This window comes from Pseudonocardia sp. Ae505_Ps2, from assembly GCF_001932425.1.
In the GTDB taxonomy this organism is placed as follows: domain Bacteria; phylum Actinomycetota; class Actinomycetes; order Mycobacteriales; family Pseudonocardiaceae; genus Pseudonocardia.
In genome coordinates, this window is sequence record NZ_MCIP01000001.1 from 1692782 (window position 1) to 1711326 (window position 18545).

Below are 18545 nucleotides of genomic sequence, written 5' to 3' on the forward strand. Positions count from 1 at the left end.
CCGGTGAAACGTCGGCTGATCACGATGCGCGTCGCCCAGGACGATCTGGCGTTGTCCCCCGGGAAGGCCACCGAGGTGGAACTGGGGAGCCCGCTGGACTCGTTCGGGCAGGAGTGGCTGATCGCCTCGCACACCGTGACCCTGCTCGACGACGGGACGGCGCTGCTGACCTTCGTACTGGAGCGGCGGGGCTGGTATCGGAGACGGGATCCGAGAGCGTGGCCGGCGATCTCTCGTCCGTTCTCGGCGACGACGTTCTCGGCGGGATATTCGAATGGGATCCCCGCGTCCGCCACCGCAAGCCTGGGTTGACCACGTGCCGAGTTCCGTGCTCATCATCGGGAATGAAGGATCCGGCCGGGAAGCCGTCCACGTCCGACCTGCTCCTACGGCCTGCGAAACCCGACGACATCGAGACGTTGCATCGATTCGTGGTCGAGCTGGCCGACGAGGAGTCGTTTCCGGGGGACGTGATCGCGAAACCCGCCGACCTGGCGGCTGCGCTGTTCGGCCCATCTCCTCTTGCGGAGTCGGTCGTGGCAGCAATGGGCGACCAACTCGTCGGGTTCGCGTTATTCTATCCGACGTACAGCACGATTCTCGGACGGCCCGGTATCCATCTCGAGGACCTGTATGTCGATGGGGCTTTCCGCGGCCGGGGGATCGGCGAGGCCCTCCTCGGACACCTCGCCGATCTCGCGACCGAGCGTGGTTGCGGACGCCTGGAGTGGTGGGTACTCCGCACGAACGTCAGCGCGATCCGCTTCTACGAACGTCTGAATGCCCGGGGACTCGACGAAATCGAGGTCATGCGGCTCGACGACGGCAGTCTCTTCGAGTTCGGATCCCGGCGCACGGCATAGAGGACCGTGCCGCGAGTGCGCGGGAGCTGCTGCTCGACGTGCCGCCCCACAGGACCGGCCGCCGTCGCGCAGGGTCGTCATCGGCGGCGCCGTAGTGTGGGAGCGATCGGGGGGCGCCACACCCCGCGGACACCAGGAGGCGAGGCATGGTCGCGGACGTCGAGGGCACCTCGACATCTCTCGCCCAGTCCGCCTACGTCGCCATCCGCGAGGGGATCATCCACGGCGTCCATCCCCCGGGCAGCCGCCTGCGGGAGCGCAGCCTCTCCGAGGACCTGAACGTGTCCCGGGTACCGATCCGTGAGGCACTGCGACAGCTCGAGCTCGAGGGATACGTGACGACCTCGCCCCACCGCGGGGCACTGGTCCGGCAGCTGACGCTCCGGGACGTCGCCGAGCTGTTCGACGTCCGCCTGTCGCTGGAGGTCCTCGCCGCCCGCCAGGCCGCCAGGGCGGTCGCCGAGGGGCGCGCCGACGACGCCCTGCGCGACGTGCTCGCCGAGGCTGCCCGGGCCACCCGGGCCGGCGACGAGGACGCGATCCGGCAGGCCAACACGAACCTCCACGCCCAGATCATCGCCATGACCGGCAACTCGCTGCTCATCGCGACCATGACGCCCCTCCTGGGGCGGATCCGCTGGCTGTTCGCCCTCACCGCCGACCGCGACCCGCACGTCGAGTACGGCGAGCACGTCGCGCTCTGTGACGCCATCTACAGCGGCAACGCCGAATTGGCGGGCGCGCTCGCCTTCGCCCACATCGAGCACGGACGGGCGCCGTCACTGCGCGGCCTCGCCGCGATCCTGCCCGCGGACTGACACTCGGCGCGTTTCGTATACCAAGCTCCCTCAGCAGGGCCCAAAGTCACGCCATTGACACGGCAGGACACGTCCTGGAAACTCTTTTCGTATACCAATGAGGTCGTTCGTCGCTCGGCCCCCGCCCTCCTCGATCAGTCGGGAGGACCTGTCCATGCGGAGCTCAGACCCATGAACCCTCTCCAGACCCCTGCACCGTCCTTGTCCGGCACCGTGGCCGCGACGCTCGACCGGGCGGGCTTCACCCGCGCCCAGTTCTGGGTGCTCATGATCATTCTCGCCGGCATGTTCTTCGACACGCTCGAGCAGAACTCCGTCGGCGCGATGGGGACCAACCTCAAGCTCGCACTCGGGATCTCCGACGCCCAGCTGACACTCGTCAACACCGCGACGGTGCTGGGGGGCTTGGTCGGCCGGTTGCTCGGCGGCTGGCTCGCAGACCGCTACGGCCGTCGGCTGTCGCTGTCGTTCAACCTGCTGGTCTACAGCCTCGGCGGCCTCGTGAGTGCCGTCGCACTGAACTACGAGATGCTGCTGGCCAGCCGCTTCGTCGTCGGCATCGGACTCGGCGGCGAGTTCACCATCGGGATCGCGATGCTCTCGGAGATGGTCGCGACCCGGCGACGGGGCGCCCTCGTCGCGGTGCTGAACGTCGGCTCCGGCGGTGTCGGCAACTTCCTGTCCTACGGCCTGTTCTTCCTGCTCCTCGGCCCGCTGGCGCCCGCCCTCGGTGGCGACGGACTCGCCTGGCGCTGGACGTTCGTCCTGCTCGCCGCCCCCGCGCTGCTGGTCGTGGTCTACCGCCGCCGGCTGCCGGAGACCCCGCGGTTCCTGCTCTCCAAGGGCCGCGTCGACGACGCGAACAGGTCGCTGGCGATCCTGACCTCGTCGTCGTTGCGGCCGCCGGCGAGCACTCCGAGCGGTCCCCTCACCACCGATGACATCCCCGTGCGCCAGCTGCGTTCGTCCCCGGCCGCCGTGTTCGCCCGCAGCGTCCGGGCCCGCACCGCGGCGATCGGCACGGCGTCCTGGATGGCCTTCGGCGCACAGGTCACCCTCAACTTCCTGATGCCGACCCTGCTCGTGCAGCGCGGCTACTCCATCTCCGAGAGCCTGCTGTTCACCATGATCATGAACAGCGGCTCGCTGCTCGGGGCGTGTGCCGCCGCACTGCTCGCCGGCCGGGTCGGTCGTCGCGTCGCCGTGGGGGGCGCCGGGGTCCTCGGATGCCTCACCGCCGTCGCGTTCGCCGTGTTCGCCGACAGCACTCCGCTCATCCTCGTCCTGGGGGCGCTGTTCCAGTTCTTCACGATGATCACCAACACCACGCTCGCCGTGTGGTCGCCCGAGCTCTATCCGACGGCGATCCGCGGCAGCGGGACCTCCATCGTCAACGGCATCGGCAACATCGCGGGCGCGGTCATGCCGTTCCTCGCCGTCGCGCTGTTCGCCCGGTACGACATGGCGGGGGTCTTCGGCATGGTCGCGGTGATGTACGCCCTGCTCGTCGCGGCCTCCCGGTTCGCACCCGAGACCCGGGGCAGCTCGCTGGAGGAGATCAACGAGAACGTCGCGCCCGCCGCCGACACCGGCACCCCGTCCCGTCGCTGACGACGACGCACGACCAGAAGGAGCCCCGATGGACACCCTGACCATCTCCGCGACGGCCAACGGCCTCAACTACCTGCCGGAGTACCTCGCCGACACCACCGGCGTGTTCGCCGATGCGGGGCTGGAGGTCACCGCGGTCGCCTGCGACCCCTGGACCGGGGTGCTGGACGACCTCGAGTCGGGCGCCGCCGACATCGCGCTGGGCGGCTTGTGGGTGCCGGGCATGTACGCGGGCACCCCCCGCGACCTGACCGTCGTCTGCCAGCTCAACCACCAGGCCCCGAAAGCCGTCGTACATCGCGGCACGCCGCGCTCGTTCACCTTCGACGACCTGCGCGGCGAGGTCGTGCTCGCGCCGGGTATCGGCGGGAGCGCACCGTACGCCGTCACCGCCGGGCTGGCCCGCGAGTCCGGTGTGGACCCGACCGGGATCACCTTCCTGCGCGACCTGTCCACGGCGATGTTCGTCGAGCTCTTCCACGCGGGGCTCGGGGACGCCATCGTCCTCGACCTCGTCACGGCGCTGGAGGTCGAGGCGGCAGGCACCGGAACCATCGTGTTCCGCAACCTCGAGGGCGGCGGGATCATGCCCAACAGCGTCTACTACGCCCGCACCGACCGCGTCGACGAGCTCCGCGACCGGCTCACCCGGTTCACGGCCTGCATCGACGCCGCGATGACCGCCCTGCCCAGTACCCCCTCCGACGTCGTCGAGTCGATCCTCACCACCCGCTGGCCCACCCGCGACCTCGCGATCCTGCGCGACGCCGTCGCCGCCATGACCGCGAGCGAGCTGTGGTCCACGGTCGCGATCGACCCCGCGGGCAGCGACCGGTGGATGCGGATGATCGCCGAGGCGTCGATGGTGTCCCGGGCACCGCGCTACGACGAGCTGACCGACGACTCGTTCATGAAGGCCTTCCGGTGACCCTGATCCCCGTGGAAGCGCCCCCGGAGGGCACGGTCGACCTGGGCGAGCTGATCGACGCCGTCCGGGCCCTGCACGTGGACCTGACACTCGGCGACGCCGAGCAGCCCGTCCCCGCGGTCGTGGAGACGGGCCCGTCGACGGTGCTCCTGCCGATGGTGGCGACGTCGCGTCGTCTCGGCCTCACCGTCGTCAAGGTCCTCACCGACGCGCAGGCCGACGGGCCGCTCCAGCAGTCCACGGTGCTGCTCCTCGACGCCACGACGGGAACCCGGCTGGCCGTGCTCGCAGGCGGACCGGGCACCAGGATGCGGACGGCGGCGGCCAGCGCTGTCGCCACCGATGCGCTGGCCCGTGGTGACAGCAGCGTCCTCGGACTGGTCGGCGCCGGGCCCCTGGCGGTCGAGCACGTCGCGGCGATCCGCCGGGTCCGGCCGATCGACCACGTCGTCGTGTGGTCGAGGACCGCACGACGTATCGAGGAGTTCCGGCACACCCTGCGGGCCCGGGAGCGGGCCGACGGCAGCCCCCCGCTCGGGGTCACGGTGTCCCCGGACGTCCACGGCGTCGTCTCCGAGGTCGACGTGTTGTGCACGCTGTCCCCCGCACGGGAGCCACACGTGCACGGCGCCTGGTTCCGTCCCGGTCTGCACGTCAACGCCGTGGGAGCGCCGCCGCGCCCCGACCACCGCGAGATCGACGGCGCGGCCTTGGCACGAGCGCGGGTGGTGGTCGACTCCCGGGAGGTGCAGCTGCGCAAGTCCGGCGAGGTGCTCCTGGCCCTCGACGAGGGCGCCGTCACCCTCGACGACGTGGGTCTGGAGCTGGGCGAGGTGCTCACCGGCGCGCACGGGCGACGTCGCCCCGACGACGTCACCCTGTTCGAGTCGGTCGGTCTCGCCATCCAGGATCTCGCCTACGCCGCGCTGGCCACGGGACGTCCGGTCGTTCCCCGCTGACCCGCGGGACGACACGACTGGCAGCGCTCTCCGTGGGACCTGTCCTCGCTCATGCGTCCATTGCGTAGGAGCTGTCCATCAGGTCGACCATGGCCTGCTGGAACTCGCGGCGCTTCGTGTCGCTCCATCCGGGTGTCAGCCGAACGAAGATCTCCTCCTGCCAACGATGCGCGTCGTCCACCATCGAGCGCCCCGCCGAGGTGACCGATGCTTCGCGTCGTCGAGCGTCGCCCGGCGCGACGACCATGGTCAGGTGCCCGGCCTTCGCCGCGCTCCCGATCAACCGTGATGCACCACTTTGGTCGAGCCCGATCTCACGTGCGACGTCGTTCACGGTTGCGGGAAGACCTCGCTGACGGAGTGCATGGACTGCTTCGCAGACCAGCACCAACCGTCCCTGCTCCCCACCTGCGTCGGCCGGGGAGGACCGACGGGCCCAGTGCCGGACGAAGTGGAACAGGACCTGCCCCGGCCCCTGGCTCGTCACTCGGTCGCTGCCATCTCGCGGTCGTTGCAGGCCAGCGCCAGCGCACCCTCGAGATCCGGCAGTCTGAGCGCAGCGGTGACCTTTCCGTCGGACACGCGGAAGACCGTCGCCACCCGCGTGACCTCCTCGCTGCCGGGCCAGGTGGCGTCCTCCTCGACCACCATCAGCCGCTCGCTGACCGGGTGCCAGGACCGAGGGACCAGCGTGATCCCTGACCGCCCCACCCACTCGGCGAACTGCTCAGGCGTGATCGGACCCGCACCCTTCGGGCCCATGACGACGACCGGATCTCCTACGGCTCGCGCGGATCGCTGCAGGTCGCCGGCGTTGACGCTGGCATGCCACTCGTTCACGGCTGCTTCGAGGCTTGGCTCCACGCACCGCACTCTATGCGTTTCGCATATATTCGGCCAGGCGGCTATGACGAGCTCACGTGTGGGTTGCGGTCATGGTGGTGGTCAGGACCGCCTGTCGTCTCGCCGCGTCACGCGTCGACGAGAGGCCCGAGGAAGCCGCGCAGCGCCTCGGCGAGCTGCCCCGGTGCTTCTTCCGCCATGTGGTGTCCAGAATCGATCACGCCACCGGACAGATCGTTCGCCCACGTTCGCCACACCGTGAGGGGATCCCCGTAGAGCTTCTCCATGTCGTCGCGGCTGGACCACAACACGAGCGTGGGACAGGTGAGTCGGCGTCCCGCTGCCTGATCGGCGTCGTCGTGTGCGCGGTCGACACCGAGCCCGGCCCGGTAGTCCTCCACCATGGCGCCGACCGTCGCGGGGTCGTGGATGGCCCGGTGGAACTCGGCGTAGGCCTCCGGGCCCATCTGGTCGATGCTGCCGCGGTACCAGGCGTCGGGGTCAGCGAGGATCACACGCTCGGGGACCTCGGGCTGAGCGAAGAAGAACCAGTGCCACCACTCCGCCGCGAATCGCGCGTTGCAGCGGGCCAATGCCTCGCCAATCGGAACGCTGTCGAGAACGGCGAGCCGGGACACGAGGTGTGGGGTGTCCATCGCCATGCGGAACGCCACGTACGAGCCTCGGTCGTGGCCGACGACGGCGGCGTCCTCGTGGCCGAGCCGGCCGAGCAGCCGGCTCATGTCGGCTGCCATTGCTCGCTTGGAGTACGGGGCATGGTCATGGGTCGTGGGTGGCTTGGACGACGCGCCGTAGCCGCGCAGGTCAGGGCAGATCACGGTGTATCCGGCATCGACCAGCAGCGGGGCGACGCGGTGCCAGGTCGCCGCGGTACGGGGATGGCCGTGCAGCAGCAACACGGGAGGACCGTCTCCGCCGTAGCGCACTCTCAGGGTGACATCGCCGACCGCAATCCGCTCGTCGGTGAAGCCCCGAAAGAAGCTCCCCGACGTCTCGTACCTCATCCGCTCATCGTTGTCGATACTTCACCGCGCGGCTCGGTACCGCGGCAGGTCGCGCGGCGGTCCGCAGGCGGGAGGCAGGAGGCGGACGGCAGCGACGCCGCCCGGGCGAACCGGTCTTGGTCGTCGATCATGCCTCTGACCTGTGGCGGAAGCGGGGGGATTCGAACCCCCGGTCCTTTCGGACGCCCGCTTTCAAGGCGGGTGCATTCGGCCGCTCTGCCACGCTTCCGCTCGGGAGGGTAACGGGACCACTCAGCGCTCCGCGCGGTAGTAGGTGACCGGCCCCATCCTGGTCGCCCCGTGCCCGACCACCACCGCATCGGTGAACCCGGCGGCCGCGAGCAGCTCCGGCACCGGCTGCGCCCCGTGACCGTGCCCGCCGTGACCGTGGCCGTGCCCGCCGTGGGGGGACCGGCGGTGGGCCGGATCGAAGCGTGCCAGCAGCGACAGCACCCTGTTCACGACGCGCATCCGTCCGGCGGTGCGCGGGTCGTGATCGAGGTCGACCAGGTGCAGGCTCCCGCCCGGCGCCAGGACGCGGTGCGCCTCCCGCAGCGCCGCGACCCGGGCGTCGGCGGCGATGTGGTGCAGCATCAGCGAGGAGAGGACCCGGTCGACGCTGCCGTCGTCGAGAGGAAGGTCCTCGGCCACACCGATCTGCAGCTGCAGCTCGACACCGGCGTCTGCCGCCTTGCGGCGGGCCATCGCGATCGCCTCCGGGTCGGGGTCGACGCCGTGCACCGTGGCCGTCGGAACGGCCTCCGTGGCGCGCAGCAGGACGTTCCCGGTCCCGCAGCCGATCTCCAGCACGCGGTCCCGCGGGCCGATGCCCGCCTGCGCCAGCAGCCGCCAGTACATCGGGACGGCGCCGCTGAGCCGGGCCGCGGTGTCGTAGCCGGGGAGCAGCCACGAGCTGACGAGCGCGGGTGTGTGGGCGTGCGTGGTCATCGGTTCCCCTCGGACGAACTTCGTGTACGTCACCGACCCTTACTGGCCTGCGAGCTGCCTACAAGGCACTATCTGTGGCCGTGGTGGGACGAAGTTCGGGCGTTCCGCTGGTCGGCTTCGCACACTCCCCGGTGCCGATCGCGGTCCAGCACGTCGACGGGCCGGGAGCGTCGCTGCCCCGGGTACGGGGGCCGCACGCGCACGACTTCCTGCTGCTCGTCCACGTCGTCCGCGGCACCTGCACGTACCGGGTCGACGGGCGCGCCTGGGAGCTCGGCGAGGGCGACGCGTTCGTGATCGCCCCCGGCGCGGTGGTCGACCACGCCCGGGAGAGCGCGGAACCGCCCGGCGAGCTGTGGTCGGTGATCTTCCCGGCCGAGGCGGTCGCGCCCGCGTCCTGGCAGGACCATCCGCTGCTCGCGCCGTTCGTCGGACGCCACCGCGGTGGCGGGCAGCGGATCCGGGTCCCGCCCGAGGATCGGGCGACCTGGCGGGCCCGCTTCGCCGACCTCGACGACGAGCTGACCCGCCGCCGCGACGGTCACGCCGAGGCTGCTCGCGCGCACCTCACCCTGCTGCTGGTGGCCCTGGGTCGGCTCGTCGACGACGTGCCCGCCGAGTCCGGCGACCCGCTGCTCGCGGCGGTGTTCGCCGTCGTCGAGGAGCGGTTCGCCCAGCAGCTGTCGCTGCGCGAGGTCGCCGCCGCCGTCGGACTGACCCCCGGGCACCTGACCACCGTCGTCGGGCGCAGGACCGGGCGGACCGTGCAGCAGTGGATCACCGAGCGCCGTATGCGGGAGGCACGGCGGCTCCTCGCCTCCACCGACCTCCCGGTCGCCGATGTGGGTGCCCGGGTCGGCTACCCCGACCCCGGCTACTTCGCCCGCCGCTTCCGTGCCGCGCACGGCGTCGCGGCCGCGACGTGGCGGGCCGGACCCGGGACACCCTGACGGGTGGCGGGGGACGTCCGCGCCGGTGCGGTCCGACGCGGTGTGGTGGGATTCCCCCGGTCTCATCTCGGGAGGACGACGTGCGGTTCGACGAGAACGCCCAGCTCGACACGTCCGGCGTGGACGACCTGCGAGGCTCCGGCGGTGGCCGGGGCGGCGGGGTCGGCGGCCGGGTGGCAGGCGCGGGCGGCGGCCTGGGCCTCGTCGGCGTCATCCTGTACCTGCTGCTGTCGAACTTCGCGGGCGTCGACATGTCCGGGATGGGCGCGGGCGGCGGCTACCCAGGGCTCGACCAGGTCGGCGCCGGCCAGACGGCGGACAACTCGTCGCTGCAGCAGAACTGCGCCACCGGCGAGTCGGCGAACACCTCGACGGACTGCCGTGTCGTCGCCGTCGTCAACTCCCTCGACGACTACTGGGCCACCCAGTTCTCCTCCGGTTTCACCCCGCCGCGCACGAACTTCTTCTCCGGCGGGGTCAGCACCAACGGCTGCGGGTCGGCGACGTCGGACAGCGGGCCGTTCTACTGCCCCGCCGACTCCGAGATCTACATCGACCTCACCTTCTTCCAGGAGCTGCAGACCCGCTTCGGCGCGAAGGGCGGACCGTTCTCGCAGGCGTACGTCATCGCCCACGAGTACGGCCACCACATCCAGAACCTCACCGGCACCAACCGCCGCGCGGGCAACGACACCGGCCCGACCTCCGGCTCGGTGCGCCTGGAGCTGCAGGCCGACTGCTACGCGGGCATCTGGGCCAACCACGCGACGACGACGCCCGGCCCGTCCGGGAAGCCCCTGATCACCCAGCTGGACCAGTCCGACATCGACGCCGCCCTCGACACCGCGTCCCGGATCGGCGACGACTACATCCAGTCCAACCTCGGTGGCGGCCGGGTCGACGAGTCGCAGTTCTCGCACGGCAGCTCCGCGCAGCGCGAGAAGTGGTTCACCACCGGCCTGCAGAGCGGCAACCCCGACTCCTGCGACACCTTCGCCGCACGCAGCCTCGACTAGGGCCGTAGCCGCCCGAGCTGGTGGTCCAGCACGGCGAGCGCGCCGGCCTCGTCGGCGTCGCCGAGCAGGACGGACTCCGCGAGGCCACCGGCCAGCGCGAGGAGCACGGTCGCCTCCCGGTCCGGGTCGAGCGCGGCGAGCTCGCCGGCGTCGCGGGCCGCGGCGAGCCGGTCGGCGACGGCCGCACGGATCAGGCGGTCGCCCGTCCGGTAGGTCTCGCGCAGCCGGTCGTCGCCGAGTGCACGGATGAGGAAGGCGGAGCCGACGCGGGCGTCGGTGCGGGCGTCGTCGTCGAGCGGAAGCAGTGCGACCAGCAGGGCGCGGACCTCCCCCAACGGCGACGACGGCGCGGCCGCCGCCATCCGCGCGCGCACCCGCTCGTCGACCCGCAGCCGCAGGTGCTGGGCGGCGAAGTCCAGCAGCTCGTCACGCGAGGCGAAGTAGTGCTGGACCCGCCCCTTCGAGACCCCTGCCTCCTGCGCCACCCGGGCCAGGCTGACCGCCTCCAGCCCCTCGGCCGCAGCGATCCGCCAGAGCGCCTCCGCGATCTCCCCGCGGCGCTGCCCGTGGTCGACCACCTTCGGCATCTCCACCTCGTTCCGATCCGATCGGCTTGCGAAAAGCTCCGCCCGATTTTACAGTCCGATCGTATCGTGAAACGGGGGGGACGATGCGCACCGGACACTTCACCAGCACCGCGGCCCGGGACCGGTTCCGCGCGCTGTACGACGACGTGGCCGCCGGACTGGGGCCGACGAGCAGCCGCGACATCCCCACCACGCACGGCGTCGTCCGCGTTCTGACCTGCGACGGACCTCCCGGGGACCCGTTCGTCCTGCTGCCCGGGGCGGGGTCGCCGGGGGTGAGCTGGGCGCCGAACGTGCCCACGCTGCGGCGCCGGGCGACCGTGCACCTCGTCGACCCGCTCGGCGGTCCCGGCGCGAGCACCCAGGACGTGCCGCTCCGGTCGGTCGCCGACCAGGTCCGCTGGCTCCGCGACGTCCTCGACACGCTCGGGCCGTGCCACCTCGTCGGGACCTCGATGGGCGGGCGCCTGGCGTTCGAGGTCGCCCGCCGCGCCCCGGCCGGGATCCGGACGCTCGGCCTGCTCGACCCGGCCCGCACCTTCACGGGCGTCCCGGCCGGCACGGTGGCCGCCTCGATCGGCGCGCAGCCCGGCGCCCCGTCGTGGCTGCGCCGGCGGTTCGTCACCCGCCTGGGAGGCGGCGCCGACGTCGCCGACGACCCGGTCGCCCGGCTCATCGAGGCGGGCCTGTCCGGCTACGCCTCCGCGATCCCGCTGCCACCGCTGCCCACGGCCCGCGACGTGGCCGCGGTCGGCGTCCGCACCCTGGTGCTGCTCGGCGGGCGCAGCACAATGCTCGACGCCGGCCGGGCGCGGGACCGGGCCGCGCTGCTGCCACGCGGCACCGTCGAGGTGTGGCCGGACGCCACGCACGCGCTGCCCGGGGAGTTCCCGGAGCGGGTCGCCGAGCGGCTGTCGTCGCTGGTGACGGCGTCGTGAAGCGCCGGGAGCTCGCGGCCACCGTGCTCGGCGACATCGCCGCGCCACTGGTGCTGTTCTACGTCCTGCGGGCGGTCGGCGTCGCAGCCGGGCCGGCGCTGCTCGCCGGGGCCGCGGTCCCGGCGGCGCGGGCGCTGTGGGTGCTCCTGCGGCACCGGCGCGTCGAGTGGTTCGCGGTGCTCGTGCTCGTCCTGTGCGTGGCGAGCGCGGCGACCGCGCTGCTCGGCGGCGACGACCGCGTCCTGCTCGCCCGCGAGGCCGTGGTCACCGCGGCGCTGGGCGTCGTACTGCTCGCGAGCGTCTTCTCGTCGCGCCCGGTGATGTTCGTGATCGGCAGGCTCACCCTCGCCGAGTCCGGCCACAGCCCCGACGAGTGGGACCGTCGCTGGGCCTCCTCCGCCCGGTTCCGCTCGATCTGGCGGTGGCTGACGGCGGGCTGGGCGGCGGGCCTGTTCCTCGACGCCGCCCTGCGGGTGACGTTCGCCTACACGCTGCCGGTCGACGTGGTGCCCGCGGTGCAGGGCGTGCAGTGGTTCGCCGTGCTGGCGGTGCTGCTCGTCGCCGGGCAGGTGTGGCTGCGACTGCCCCGGCACCGCGCGCTGATCTTCAGCTGACCGCGGCTCGTCAGCCGACCGGCGGCGCCGCGGCGAGGAACTCCGCCAGGTCCGCGGTGTAGCCCTCGACGACGAGCTCCCACCCGGGCCGCGCGAACGCCTCCCGGTCGAGGCGCACCCGGTACTCGGTGACGCGCTCGTCGTCGTGGACGATCGTGGCGGTGCCGTCGTCGCGATAGCCGAGCCGGGCCGACACCGCCGCGGACCGCGCGTTCCCCGCCAGGTACTCCGAGCGCGCCACCAGCGCGCCGAGGTGGTCGAAGGCGAACGCCAGTACCGCGGCCCGCATCTCGGTGCCGTGGCCGCGGCCCTGGGCGTGGCGCACCAGGTACGAGCCGGTCGAGACCTCGCGCCGCACGCCGAACCGGTCCCCCACCACGTCCTGCATGCCGACGACCCGGCCCTGCGCCCGCACGACGAACGTCAGCGTCCACCACTCCGGTGACGCCCTCGCCCGGTTCCCCCAGTAGTACTGCGCCATGCCACGCCCGAGGTACCGCGGGTCCGCCCGGGTCCACGGCGTGCGGAACGGCAGCTCCGACGACGGGTGGATCCCGCTGCCGTGCACGGCCTCCACCAGCTCGCGGAGCGACGCGTCGTCCTCGATGCGCAGCTCCAGGCGCGGGGTCCGCAGGGTCAGCCCGGCCAGCGGCCACGGGTCGGGCACCGGGTCGATCGGCGCGGGGAGCACGTCCATCGGTCGACCGTGCCGGATCGCCGGGATGCGCGCCACGGAATACGGTCGGCTCCCATGTGGGCGATCACCTTGACCGAGTACGGCGGACCCGAGCAGATGACGTGGGCCGAGGTGCCCGACCCCGAGCCCGGGCCGGGCGAGGTCGTGCTCGACGTCGTCTCCTCGGCCGTCAACCGGGCCGACCTCCTGCAGGTCCAGGGGAACTACCCGGTCCCGCCCGGCGCGTCGGAGATCCTCGGGCTGGAGTGCGCGGGCCGGATCGCCGCGCTCGGCGAGGGCGTGACCGGCTGGTCGGTCGGCGACGAGGTCTGCGCCCTGCTCGCCGGCGGCGGCTACGCGACGAAGGTCGCCGTCCCGGCCCCGCAGCTGCTGCCCGTCCCCGGGGGCGTGTCGCTGGAGGAGGCGGGCGGCCTGCCCGAGGTCGCCTGCACCGTCTGGTCGAACGTGTTCCTGGAGGGCCGGCTCGCCGAGGGCGAGACGTTCCTGGTCCAGGGCGGCTCGTCGGGCATCGGCACGCACGCGATCCAGGTCGCGAAGGCGTTCGGCGCACGCGTCGCGGCCACCGCGGGCCACGCCGACCGGATGCAGTTCTGCCGTGACCTGGGCGCCGACATCGTCATCGACTACCACGACGACATCGCCGAGGAGCTGAAGAAGGCCACCGACGGCCACGGCGCCGACGTCATCCTCGACAACATGGGTGCCAAGGGCCTGGCGAACAACCTCTCGGCGCTGGCCCGCGACGGGCGCCTGATGATCATCGGGATGCAGGGCGGGGTGAAGGCCGAGCTCAACATCGGCGCCCTGCTGGCCAAGCGCGGCCACGTCTCGGCGATGGGCTTGCGCGGCCGCCCGGTCGAGGGGCCGCACTCGAAGGCCGAGATCGTCGACGGGGTCCGGGAGAACGTGTGGCCGCTGTTCGCCGACGGCCGGGTGAAGCCGGTCGTCTTCGAGCGCTTCGCGATGTCCGACGCCGCCGACGCCCACCGCAGGCTCGCCGCCGGCGGGGTCACCGGCAAGCTCCTCCTCGTGAACTCCTGAGCGGGCGGGTCCAGAATGGGGCACATGAGCGACGAGCAGGAGACGTCCGGAGACCGGGTCGTGGTGGTCGGCGCCGACGGGCGGCCGGTGGGCATGGCGTCGGTCCCGCAGGACGACGACGGGTCCACGCAGAGTCCGGCCGGCCTGGTCGAGCAGCCCGCGAAGGTCATGCGGATCGGCACGATGATCAAGCAGCTGCTGGAGGAGGTGAAGGCGGCACCGCTGGACGAGGCGTCCCGCGAGCGGCTCAAGGAGATCCACGAGAACTCCGTCAAGGAGCTCGAGGAGGGTCTCGCGCCGGAGCTGCGCGAGGAGCTGCACCGGCTCAGCCTGCCGTTCACGGCGGACACGACCCCGTCGGAGGGCGAGCTGCGGATCGCCCAGGCCCAGCTGGTCGGCTGGCTGGAGGGCCTGTTCCACGGCATCCAGACCGCGCTGTTCGCCCAGCAGATGGCCGCCCGCGCCCAGTTGGAGCAGATGCGCCGCGGGCTGCCGCCGGGGATGGGCGGCGGGGCCCCCGAGCAGGGCGGCGTACCGGAGGGCATGGGTCGCGGGACCGGGCAGTACCTCTGACCCACGCCGACGACCTGCGGTTTCGCGGTGTCCCGGCGGGGGGCTCCCCTGCCGGGCCCGCGGACGGCGTCTGAGTACCCTCACCGGGTGCCCGTGACCGTGACCGACAACGAGCCGGGCGACGTCGTCGACCCGTCCGAGGTGTCGAGCCCGCGCAGCTGGCGCCGGGCGTTCGCGGACCTCGCCCAGGGCTGGCGGCAACGGCCGTTGTGGGGCTACCTCGGCTGGCAGGACATCAAGCAGCGCTACCGCCGCTCCGTCCTGGGGCCGCTGTGGATCTCGATCAGCATGGGCGTCATCGCCCTCGGCCTGGGCATCCTCTACTCGGCGCTGTTCGGGATGTCGCTGGCGACGTTCCTGCCGCACGTCGCCGTCGGGCTGCTGATCTGGAACTTCGTGTCCGGCTGCATCCTCGAGGGCAGCGAGGTCTTCATCGCCAACGAGGGCCTGATCAAGTTCCTGCCCGCCCCGCTGAGCCTGCACATCTACCGGCTCGTGTGGCGGCAGACGCTGTTCTTCCTGCACAACCTGGTCGTCTGGGTCGTGCTGATGATCGTGTTCCCGCATCCGCTGGGGCTGTCGACGCTGCTGGCCGTCCCGGCCTTCGCGCTGCTGGCGGTCAACGGCGCGTGGGTCGCGATCCTGTCCGGGATCCTCGCGACCCGCTTCCGGGACATCCCGCCGATCATCGCCAGCGTGACCCAGCTGATCTTCTACCTGACCCCGATCGTCTGGTCGGTCGACACGCTCAGCAAGAACGACGTGGCCCGCGAGCGCGCGCAGCTGGTCGAGCTGAACCCGGTCTTCCACTTCGTCGAGATCGTGCGTCAGCCGCTGCTCGGCCAGGAGATCGTCGGCCGGTACTGGCTGGTCACCGGCGTGATCACGCTGGTCGGCTGGGCCGCGGCGCTGATCTGCCTGCGCAACTACCGCTCCCGCGTCGCGTACTGGGTGTGAGCCGCTGTGACTGAACCCCGCATCCGGATCGACCGCGCCGCCGTCGACTTCCCGATCTTCGACGCCAAGACGCGCTCGCTGAAGAAGGCCGTCCTCGGCAGGGCGGGCGGCCGGATCGGCACCGACGCCAAGGTGCCGATCATCGAGGCGCTGCGCGACATCACCGTCAGCCTGGACAAGGGCGCGCGCGTCGCACTCGTCGGGCACAACGGCGCCGGCAAGTCCACGCTGCTGCGACTGATGGCCGGCATCTACGAGCCCACCCGTGGCCGCTCGATGGTCCGCGGCAAGGTCGCGCCCGTGTTCGACCTCGCCGTCGGGATGGACCCGGAGATCTCCGGCTACGAGAACATCCTGATCCGCGGCCTGTTCCTGGGCATGACGCGCAAGCAGATGGAGGCGCGGATCGACGACATCGCCGCCTTCACCGAGCTCGGCGACTACCTGGAGATGCCACTGCGGGCGTACTCGACGGGCATGCGGGTGCGGCTCGCGCTCGGTGTCGTCACCTCGATCGACCCCGAGATCCTGCTGCTCGACGAGGGCATCGGCGCCGTCGACGCGGAGTTCCTGAACAAGGCCCGCGACCGGCTGCACGAGCTCGTCGACCGCTCCGGGATCCTGGTCTTCGCCTCGCACTCCGACGAGTTCCTCGCCGACCTGTGCGACACCGCGCTGTGGATGGAGCACGGGACGATCAAGGAGTACGGCCCGCTGCACGAGGTCCTCGACCACTACAAGGGGCGGACCCCGTCGTGACCGGACCACTCCCGCCCGGCTCGGTCGTCGGCGTCATCGTGACGCGGCACCGCGCCGAGCTGCTCGTCGACTCGCTCGCGGCGATGGCGAAGCAGACCCACCCGCTGGCCCACCTGATCGTCGTCGACAACGGGCCGGACCGGCCCGCCCGCGACGCCGTCGAGGCGTGCCCGCTGCCGACGACCTGGCTGCCGTCGTGGTCCAACCTCGGCGGTGCCGGCGGCTTCGCCCTGGGAATGCTGCACGCCCTCGCGATGGGCGCCGAGTGGATCTTCCTGGCCGACGACGACGGCCACGCCGCCGACGAGTCCACGCTCGCCACGCTGCTCGAGGTCGCGCAGCGGCACCAGCTCGCCGCGGTGTCCCCGGTGGTCGCCGACAAGGCCGACCCGGACCGCCTCGCCTTCCCGCTGCGCCGCGGCGTCACCTGGCACCGGTCCCGCTCGGCGCTGGGCCCCGACGACCTGCTGCCCGGCATCGCCAGCTTCTTCAACGGCGCCCTGTTCCGGGCCTCCACCCTCGAGGTCGTCGGGGTCCCGGACCTGCGCCTGTTCGTCCGCGGCGACGAGGTGGAGATGCACCGGCGGATGGTCCGGTCCGGGCTGCCGTTCGGCACCGCGTTGCAGGCCACCTACCTGCACCCCTACGGCTCCGACGAGTTCAAGCCGATGCTCGGCGGGCGGCTGCACGCCCAGGACCCGGGCGACGAGGTCAAGCGCTACTACACCTACCGCAACCGCGGCTACCTGATGTCCCAGCCGGGGATGCGCAGGATCGGCCTCCTGGAGCTCCCGAGGTTCGCCTGGTACTTCCTGGTGACCAAGCGCGACCCGGGCGCCTTCCGCGACTGGCTCACCCTGCTCCGCCAGGGTCGCCGGGAACAGTTCCACCGCGCCCCCTGATCGGACACCCCTCCGGATCACCTCCCGCACCCCTCGTGAGGTCCTCGCACCCTCTACGGCAGGTGCGACGACCCCCGCAGGGGTGCGAGAGCTCAGCAGATGTGAGTTGTCCACAACAACGAGAGTTGTCCACAGGGTGGTGGGTTGGAGCGTCGTCCCGCGCCGGGTCGACTTGGGTGGGGGCATGGACCCCCTCGACTCGGTGCCGCTCGGTCCCGGTGGCCTGCTGCGGCGCAACACCCTCCTGACAGCCGGGTTCGAGCGGGACGAGATCGACCGGCTCGTGCGCGGCGGTCGGCTGCTCGGTATCCGGCCCGGTGTCTACAGGCTTCCCGGTGAGACGGAGCCGACCAGTGCCGAGCTCCACCGGGCCAGGGCGCAGGCCGCCGCCCCGGAGCTGGCCGACGATGCGGTCTACGGCGGTGTGACGGCAGCCGTGTTGCTCGGCCTGCCGCTGTGGCGGGTACCGCTGGGTCGACTGCACGTCTTCCGCGACCGCCCCGGCGGTGGCCGTATCCGACCGGGTACGCACGTGCACTCCGTACCCCTGCCCGACCAGGACGTCGTGGAGCTGGACGGGTTGCGGGTCACCTCCGCCGCCCGGACCACGGTCGACCTCGCCCGCACGCTGGGCACCGAGCAGGCGCTGATCACGCTCGACGCCGCGCTCCACCGGCACGTCCGCCGCGACCCGGCCCTGCCACCACCGCCCGGTGCCGTCGATGGCGCGCAGCTCGACGACGTCCTCAACCGGTTCGCCGGGCGACGGGGAATGCCGCGTGCGCGACGCACCCTGGCCCTCGCCGACGCGCTGACGGAGAGTCCGGGCGAGTCCCGCAGCCGCTTCCACCTGCACGCCGCCGGCATACCCGCACCGGTGACACAGTGGGAGGTCCCGGGGCTCGGCTACCGGACCGACTTCGCATGGCCCGAGCACGGGGTCGTCGGGGAGTTCGACGGACGGATGAAGTACGGGCGCACGCTGCACCCCGACGAGGATCTCGAGGACGTCCTGTGGCGGGAGAAGCAACGGGAGGACCGGATCCGGGCCATCGGGCTCACCGTGGTGCGCTGGACCTGGTACGACATCGACGGCCGGGGCCCGAACGGCATGGTGCCCCGCCTGCGGCGACTCCTCACCGTGTTGCCGCACCCCGCGTGACGTCGTCGCACCCTCCGCGGAGGGTGCGGTGACCGCAGCCGGGGTGCGAGAGCGGGTCAGTGAGGTGTTCTCAGTAGCGGGTTGATCATGTCGTGCGGTCGTACTCGGTGTGGAGTAGTACGAGCGCAGCTGCGGTGATCGCGCCGGTGCGCCAGGGACATAGCGTGACTCGCCGCAACGCGGCGAAGGTGGTCTTGAGCAGGGCGTTTCCGCGTTCGGCCAGAGCACGAAGGGCTGAGTGCAGGGTGTTGACGGTGCGCTGGTTGACCGTCTGCCCGCGGCCGGGGGCGAGTTTGATGGGCACGGTGAGCCGGTCGGCTTCGCCTTCGTAGCCGAGGTCGCCCAGCGCGGCGT

The 18545-nt window shown here is 72.0% G+C and carries 23 protein-coding genes and 1 tRNA gene; 16 read left to right on the plus strand and 8 right to left on the minus strand.

The window, feature by feature from the left end; translation table 11 throughout:
* Window positions 1-3: 3 nt before the first annotated feature.
* The 6 genes from Ae505Ps2_RS07965 (at window position 4) to Ae505Ps2_RS07990 (ending at window position 5179) form a co-directional block, all read left to right on the plus strand.
* Entirely contained in the window at window positions 4-312 is a 309-nt protein-coding gene (locus tag Ae505Ps2_RS07965; protein WP_075309077.1) for a hypothetical protein, read from the plus strand.
* A gap of 32 nt (window positions 313-344) precedes the next feature.
* Window positions 345-863 carry a GNAT family N-acetyltransferase gene (locus Ae505Ps2_RS07970; RefSeq protein ID WP_075334065.1) on the plus strand — a complete coding sequence of 173 codons (519 nt, stop codon included), beginning with the start codon at window positions 345-347 and terminating at the stop codon, window positions 861-863.
* 146 nt (window positions 864-1009) lie between these two features.
* Window positions 1010-1681 (plus strand): GntR family transcriptional regulator, encoded by a 672-nt coding sequence (locus tag Ae505Ps2_RS07975; protein WP_020627941.1) that lies wholly within the window; start codon window positions 1010-1012, stop codon window positions 1679-1681.
* 171 nt (window positions 1682-1852) lie between these two features.
* Window positions 1853-3292, plus strand: a complete 1440-nt coding sequence (locus tag Ae505Ps2_RS07980; RefSeq protein WP_212567616.1) for an MFS transporter — start codon at window positions 1853-1855, stop codon at window positions 3290-3292.
* A 28-nt stretch (window positions 3293-3320) separates the two neighbouring features.
* A complete protein-coding gene (locus tag Ae505Ps2_RS07985; RefSeq protein WP_075334064.1) occupies window positions 3321-4220 on the plus strand; it encodes an ABC transporter substrate-binding protein in 900 nt (299 codons plus the stop codon).
* Between the two features lie 11 nt (window positions 4221-4231).
* Window positions 4232-5179 carry an ornithine cyclodeaminase family protein gene (locus Ae505Ps2_RS07990; protein WP_212567617.1) on the plus strand — a complete coding sequence of 316 codons (948 nt, stop codon included), beginning with the start codon at window positions 4232-4234 and terminating at the stop codon, window positions 5177-5179.
* A 49-nt stretch (window positions 5180-5228) separates the two neighbouring features.
* On the opposite strand, the gene Ae505Ps2_RS07995 is transcribed toward Ae505Ps2_RS07990, so the two are convergent.
* From Ae505Ps2_RS07995 to Ae505Ps2_RS08015, 5 genes are all read right to left on the minus strand, one after another.
* The gene (locus Ae505Ps2_RS07995) at window positions 5229-5513 is read right to left on the minus strand and encodes a MarR family winged helix-turn-helix transcriptional regulator (RefSeq protein ID WP_249265234.1); all 285 of its coding nucleotides are present in this window, start codon (window positions 5511-5513) and stop codon (window positions 5229-5231) included.
* 149 nt (window positions 5514-5662) lie between these two features.
* On the minus strand, window positions 5663-6043 hold the full coding sequence (locus Ae505Ps2_RS08000) for a hypothetical protein (protein ID WP_075309082.1): 381 nt from the start codon (window positions 6041-6043) through the stop codon (window positions 5663-5665).
* A gap of 107 nt (window positions 6044-6150) precedes the next feature.
* Window positions 6151-7047, minus strand: a complete 897-nt coding sequence (locus Ae505Ps2_RS08005) for an alpha/beta hydrolase (RefSeq protein WP_075309084.1) — start codon at window positions 7045-7047, stop codon at window positions 6151-6153.
* 143 nt (window positions 7048-7190) lie between these two features.
* A tRNA-Ser gene (locus Ae505Ps2_RS08010) sits at window positions 7191-7276 on the minus strand.
* Between the two features lie 23 nt (window positions 7277-7299).
* Window positions 7300-7995, minus strand: a complete 696-nt coding sequence (locus Ae505Ps2_RS08015; protein WP_075309106.1) for a class I SAM-dependent methyltransferase — start codon at window positions 7993-7995, stop codon at window positions 7300-7302.
* 80 nt (window positions 7996-8075) lie between these two features.
* On the opposite strand from Ae505Ps2_RS08015, the gene Ae505Ps2_RS08020 reads away from it, so the two are divergent.
* Both Ae505Ps2_RS08020 and Ae505Ps2_RS08025 read left to right on the plus strand, forming a co-directional pair.
* A complete protein-coding gene (locus Ae505Ps2_RS08020) occupies window positions 8076-8945 on the plus strand; it encodes an AraC family transcriptional regulator (RefSeq protein WP_249265235.1) in 870 nt (289 codons plus the stop codon).
* Between the two features lie 80 nt (window positions 8946-9025).
* Window positions 9026-9961 (plus strand): neutral zinc metallopeptidase, encoded by a 936-nt coding sequence (locus tag Ae505Ps2_RS08025; RefSeq protein ID WP_020627932.1) that lies wholly within the window; start codon window positions 9026-9028, stop codon window positions 9959-9961.
* Here the strand turns inward: Ae505Ps2_RS08025 and Ae505Ps2_RS08030 are convergent.
* The gene (locus Ae505Ps2_RS08030; RefSeq protein ID WP_075312551.1) at window positions 9958-10548 is read right to left on the minus strand and encodes a TetR/AcrR family transcriptional regulator; all 591 of its coding nucleotides are present in this window, start codon (window positions 10546-10548) and stop codon (window positions 9958-9960) included. The two genes, Ae505Ps2_RS08025 and Ae505Ps2_RS08030, sit on opposite strands and share 4 nt — an antisense overlap.
* Before the next feature lie 83 nt (window positions 10549-10631).
* Between Ae505Ps2_RS08030 and Ae505Ps2_RS08035 the strand changes: the two genes are divergently transcribed.
* Window positions 10632-11486 (plus strand): alpha/beta hydrolase, encoded by an 855-nt coding sequence (locus Ae505Ps2_RS08035; protein WP_075309110.1) that lies wholly within the window; start codon window positions 10632-10634, stop codon window positions 11484-11486.
* Entirely contained in the window at window positions 11483-12100 is a 618-nt protein-coding gene (locus Ae505Ps2_RS08040; RefSeq protein ID WP_075309112.1) for a VC0807 family protein, read from the plus strand. Before Ae505Ps2_RS08035 ends, Ae505Ps2_RS08040 begins: the two co-directional genes overlap by 4 nt.
* A gap of 10 nt (window positions 12101-12110) precedes the next feature.
* On the opposite strand, the gene Ae505Ps2_RS08045 is transcribed toward Ae505Ps2_RS08040, so the two are convergent.
* Window positions 12111-12797, minus strand: a complete 687-nt coding sequence (locus tag Ae505Ps2_RS08045) for a GNAT family protein (RefSeq protein WP_075312553.1) — start codon at window positions 12795-12797, stop codon at window positions 12111-12113.
* 54 nt (window positions 12798-12851) lie between these two features.
* Here Ae505Ps2_RS08045 and Ae505Ps2_RS08050 point away from each other — a divergent pair, with 54 nt between their 5' ends.
* The 6 genes from Ae505Ps2_RS08050 to Ae505Ps2_RS08075 all read left to right on the plus strand — a co-directional run bounded on the left by Ae505Ps2_RS08050 (window position 12852) and on the right by Ae505Ps2_RS08075 (window position 18191).
* Complete coding sequence (locus tag Ae505Ps2_RS08050; RefSeq protein ID WP_075309115.1) at window positions 12852-13838, plus strand: NAD(P)H-quinone oxidoreductase; 987 nt, start codon at window positions 12852-12854, stop codon at window positions 13836-13838.
* Window positions 13839-13853: 15 nt separating this feature from the next.
* The gene (locus tag Ae505Ps2_RS08055; protein ID WP_051050488.1) at window positions 13854-14411 is read left to right on the plus strand and encodes a bacterial proteasome activator family protein; all 558 of its coding nucleotides are present in this window, start codon (window positions 13854-13856) and stop codon (window positions 14409-14411) included.
* A gap of 93 nt (window positions 14412-14504) precedes the next feature.
* Complete coding sequence (locus tag Ae505Ps2_RS08060) at window positions 14505-15368, plus strand: ABC transporter permease (RefSeq protein WP_226352697.1); 864 nt, start codon at window positions 14505-14507, stop codon at window positions 15366-15368.
* 6 nt (window positions 15369-15374) lie between these two features.
* Window positions 15375-16127 carry an ABC transporter ATP-binding protein gene (locus Ae505Ps2_RS08065; RefSeq protein ID WP_020627924.1) on the plus strand — a complete coding sequence of 251 codons (753 nt, stop codon included), beginning with the start codon at window positions 15375-15377 and terminating at the stop codon, window positions 16125-16127.
* Window positions 16124-17029 (plus strand): glycosyltransferase family 2 protein, encoded by a 906-nt coding sequence (locus tag Ae505Ps2_RS08070; protein ID WP_075309116.1) that lies wholly within the window; start codon window positions 16124-16126, stop codon window positions 17027-17029. The genes Ae505Ps2_RS08065 and Ae505Ps2_RS08070 overlap by 4 nt, the downstream gene beginning before the upstream one ends.
* Before the next feature lie 184 nt (window positions 17030-17213).
* Complete coding sequence (locus tag Ae505Ps2_RS08075) at window positions 17214-18191, plus strand: type IV toxin-antitoxin system AbiEi family antitoxin domain-containing protein (RefSeq protein WP_020627922.1); 978 nt, start codon at window positions 17214-17216, stop codon at window positions 18189-18191.
* An 85-nt stretch (window positions 18192-18276) separates the two neighbouring features.
* On the opposite strand, the gene Ae505Ps2_RS33215 is transcribed toward Ae505Ps2_RS08075, so the two are convergent.
* The coding region (locus tag Ae505Ps2_RS33215; protein ID WP_249265236.1) for a transposase family protein at window positions 18277-18545 on the minus strand (269 nt) is incomplete at its 5' end.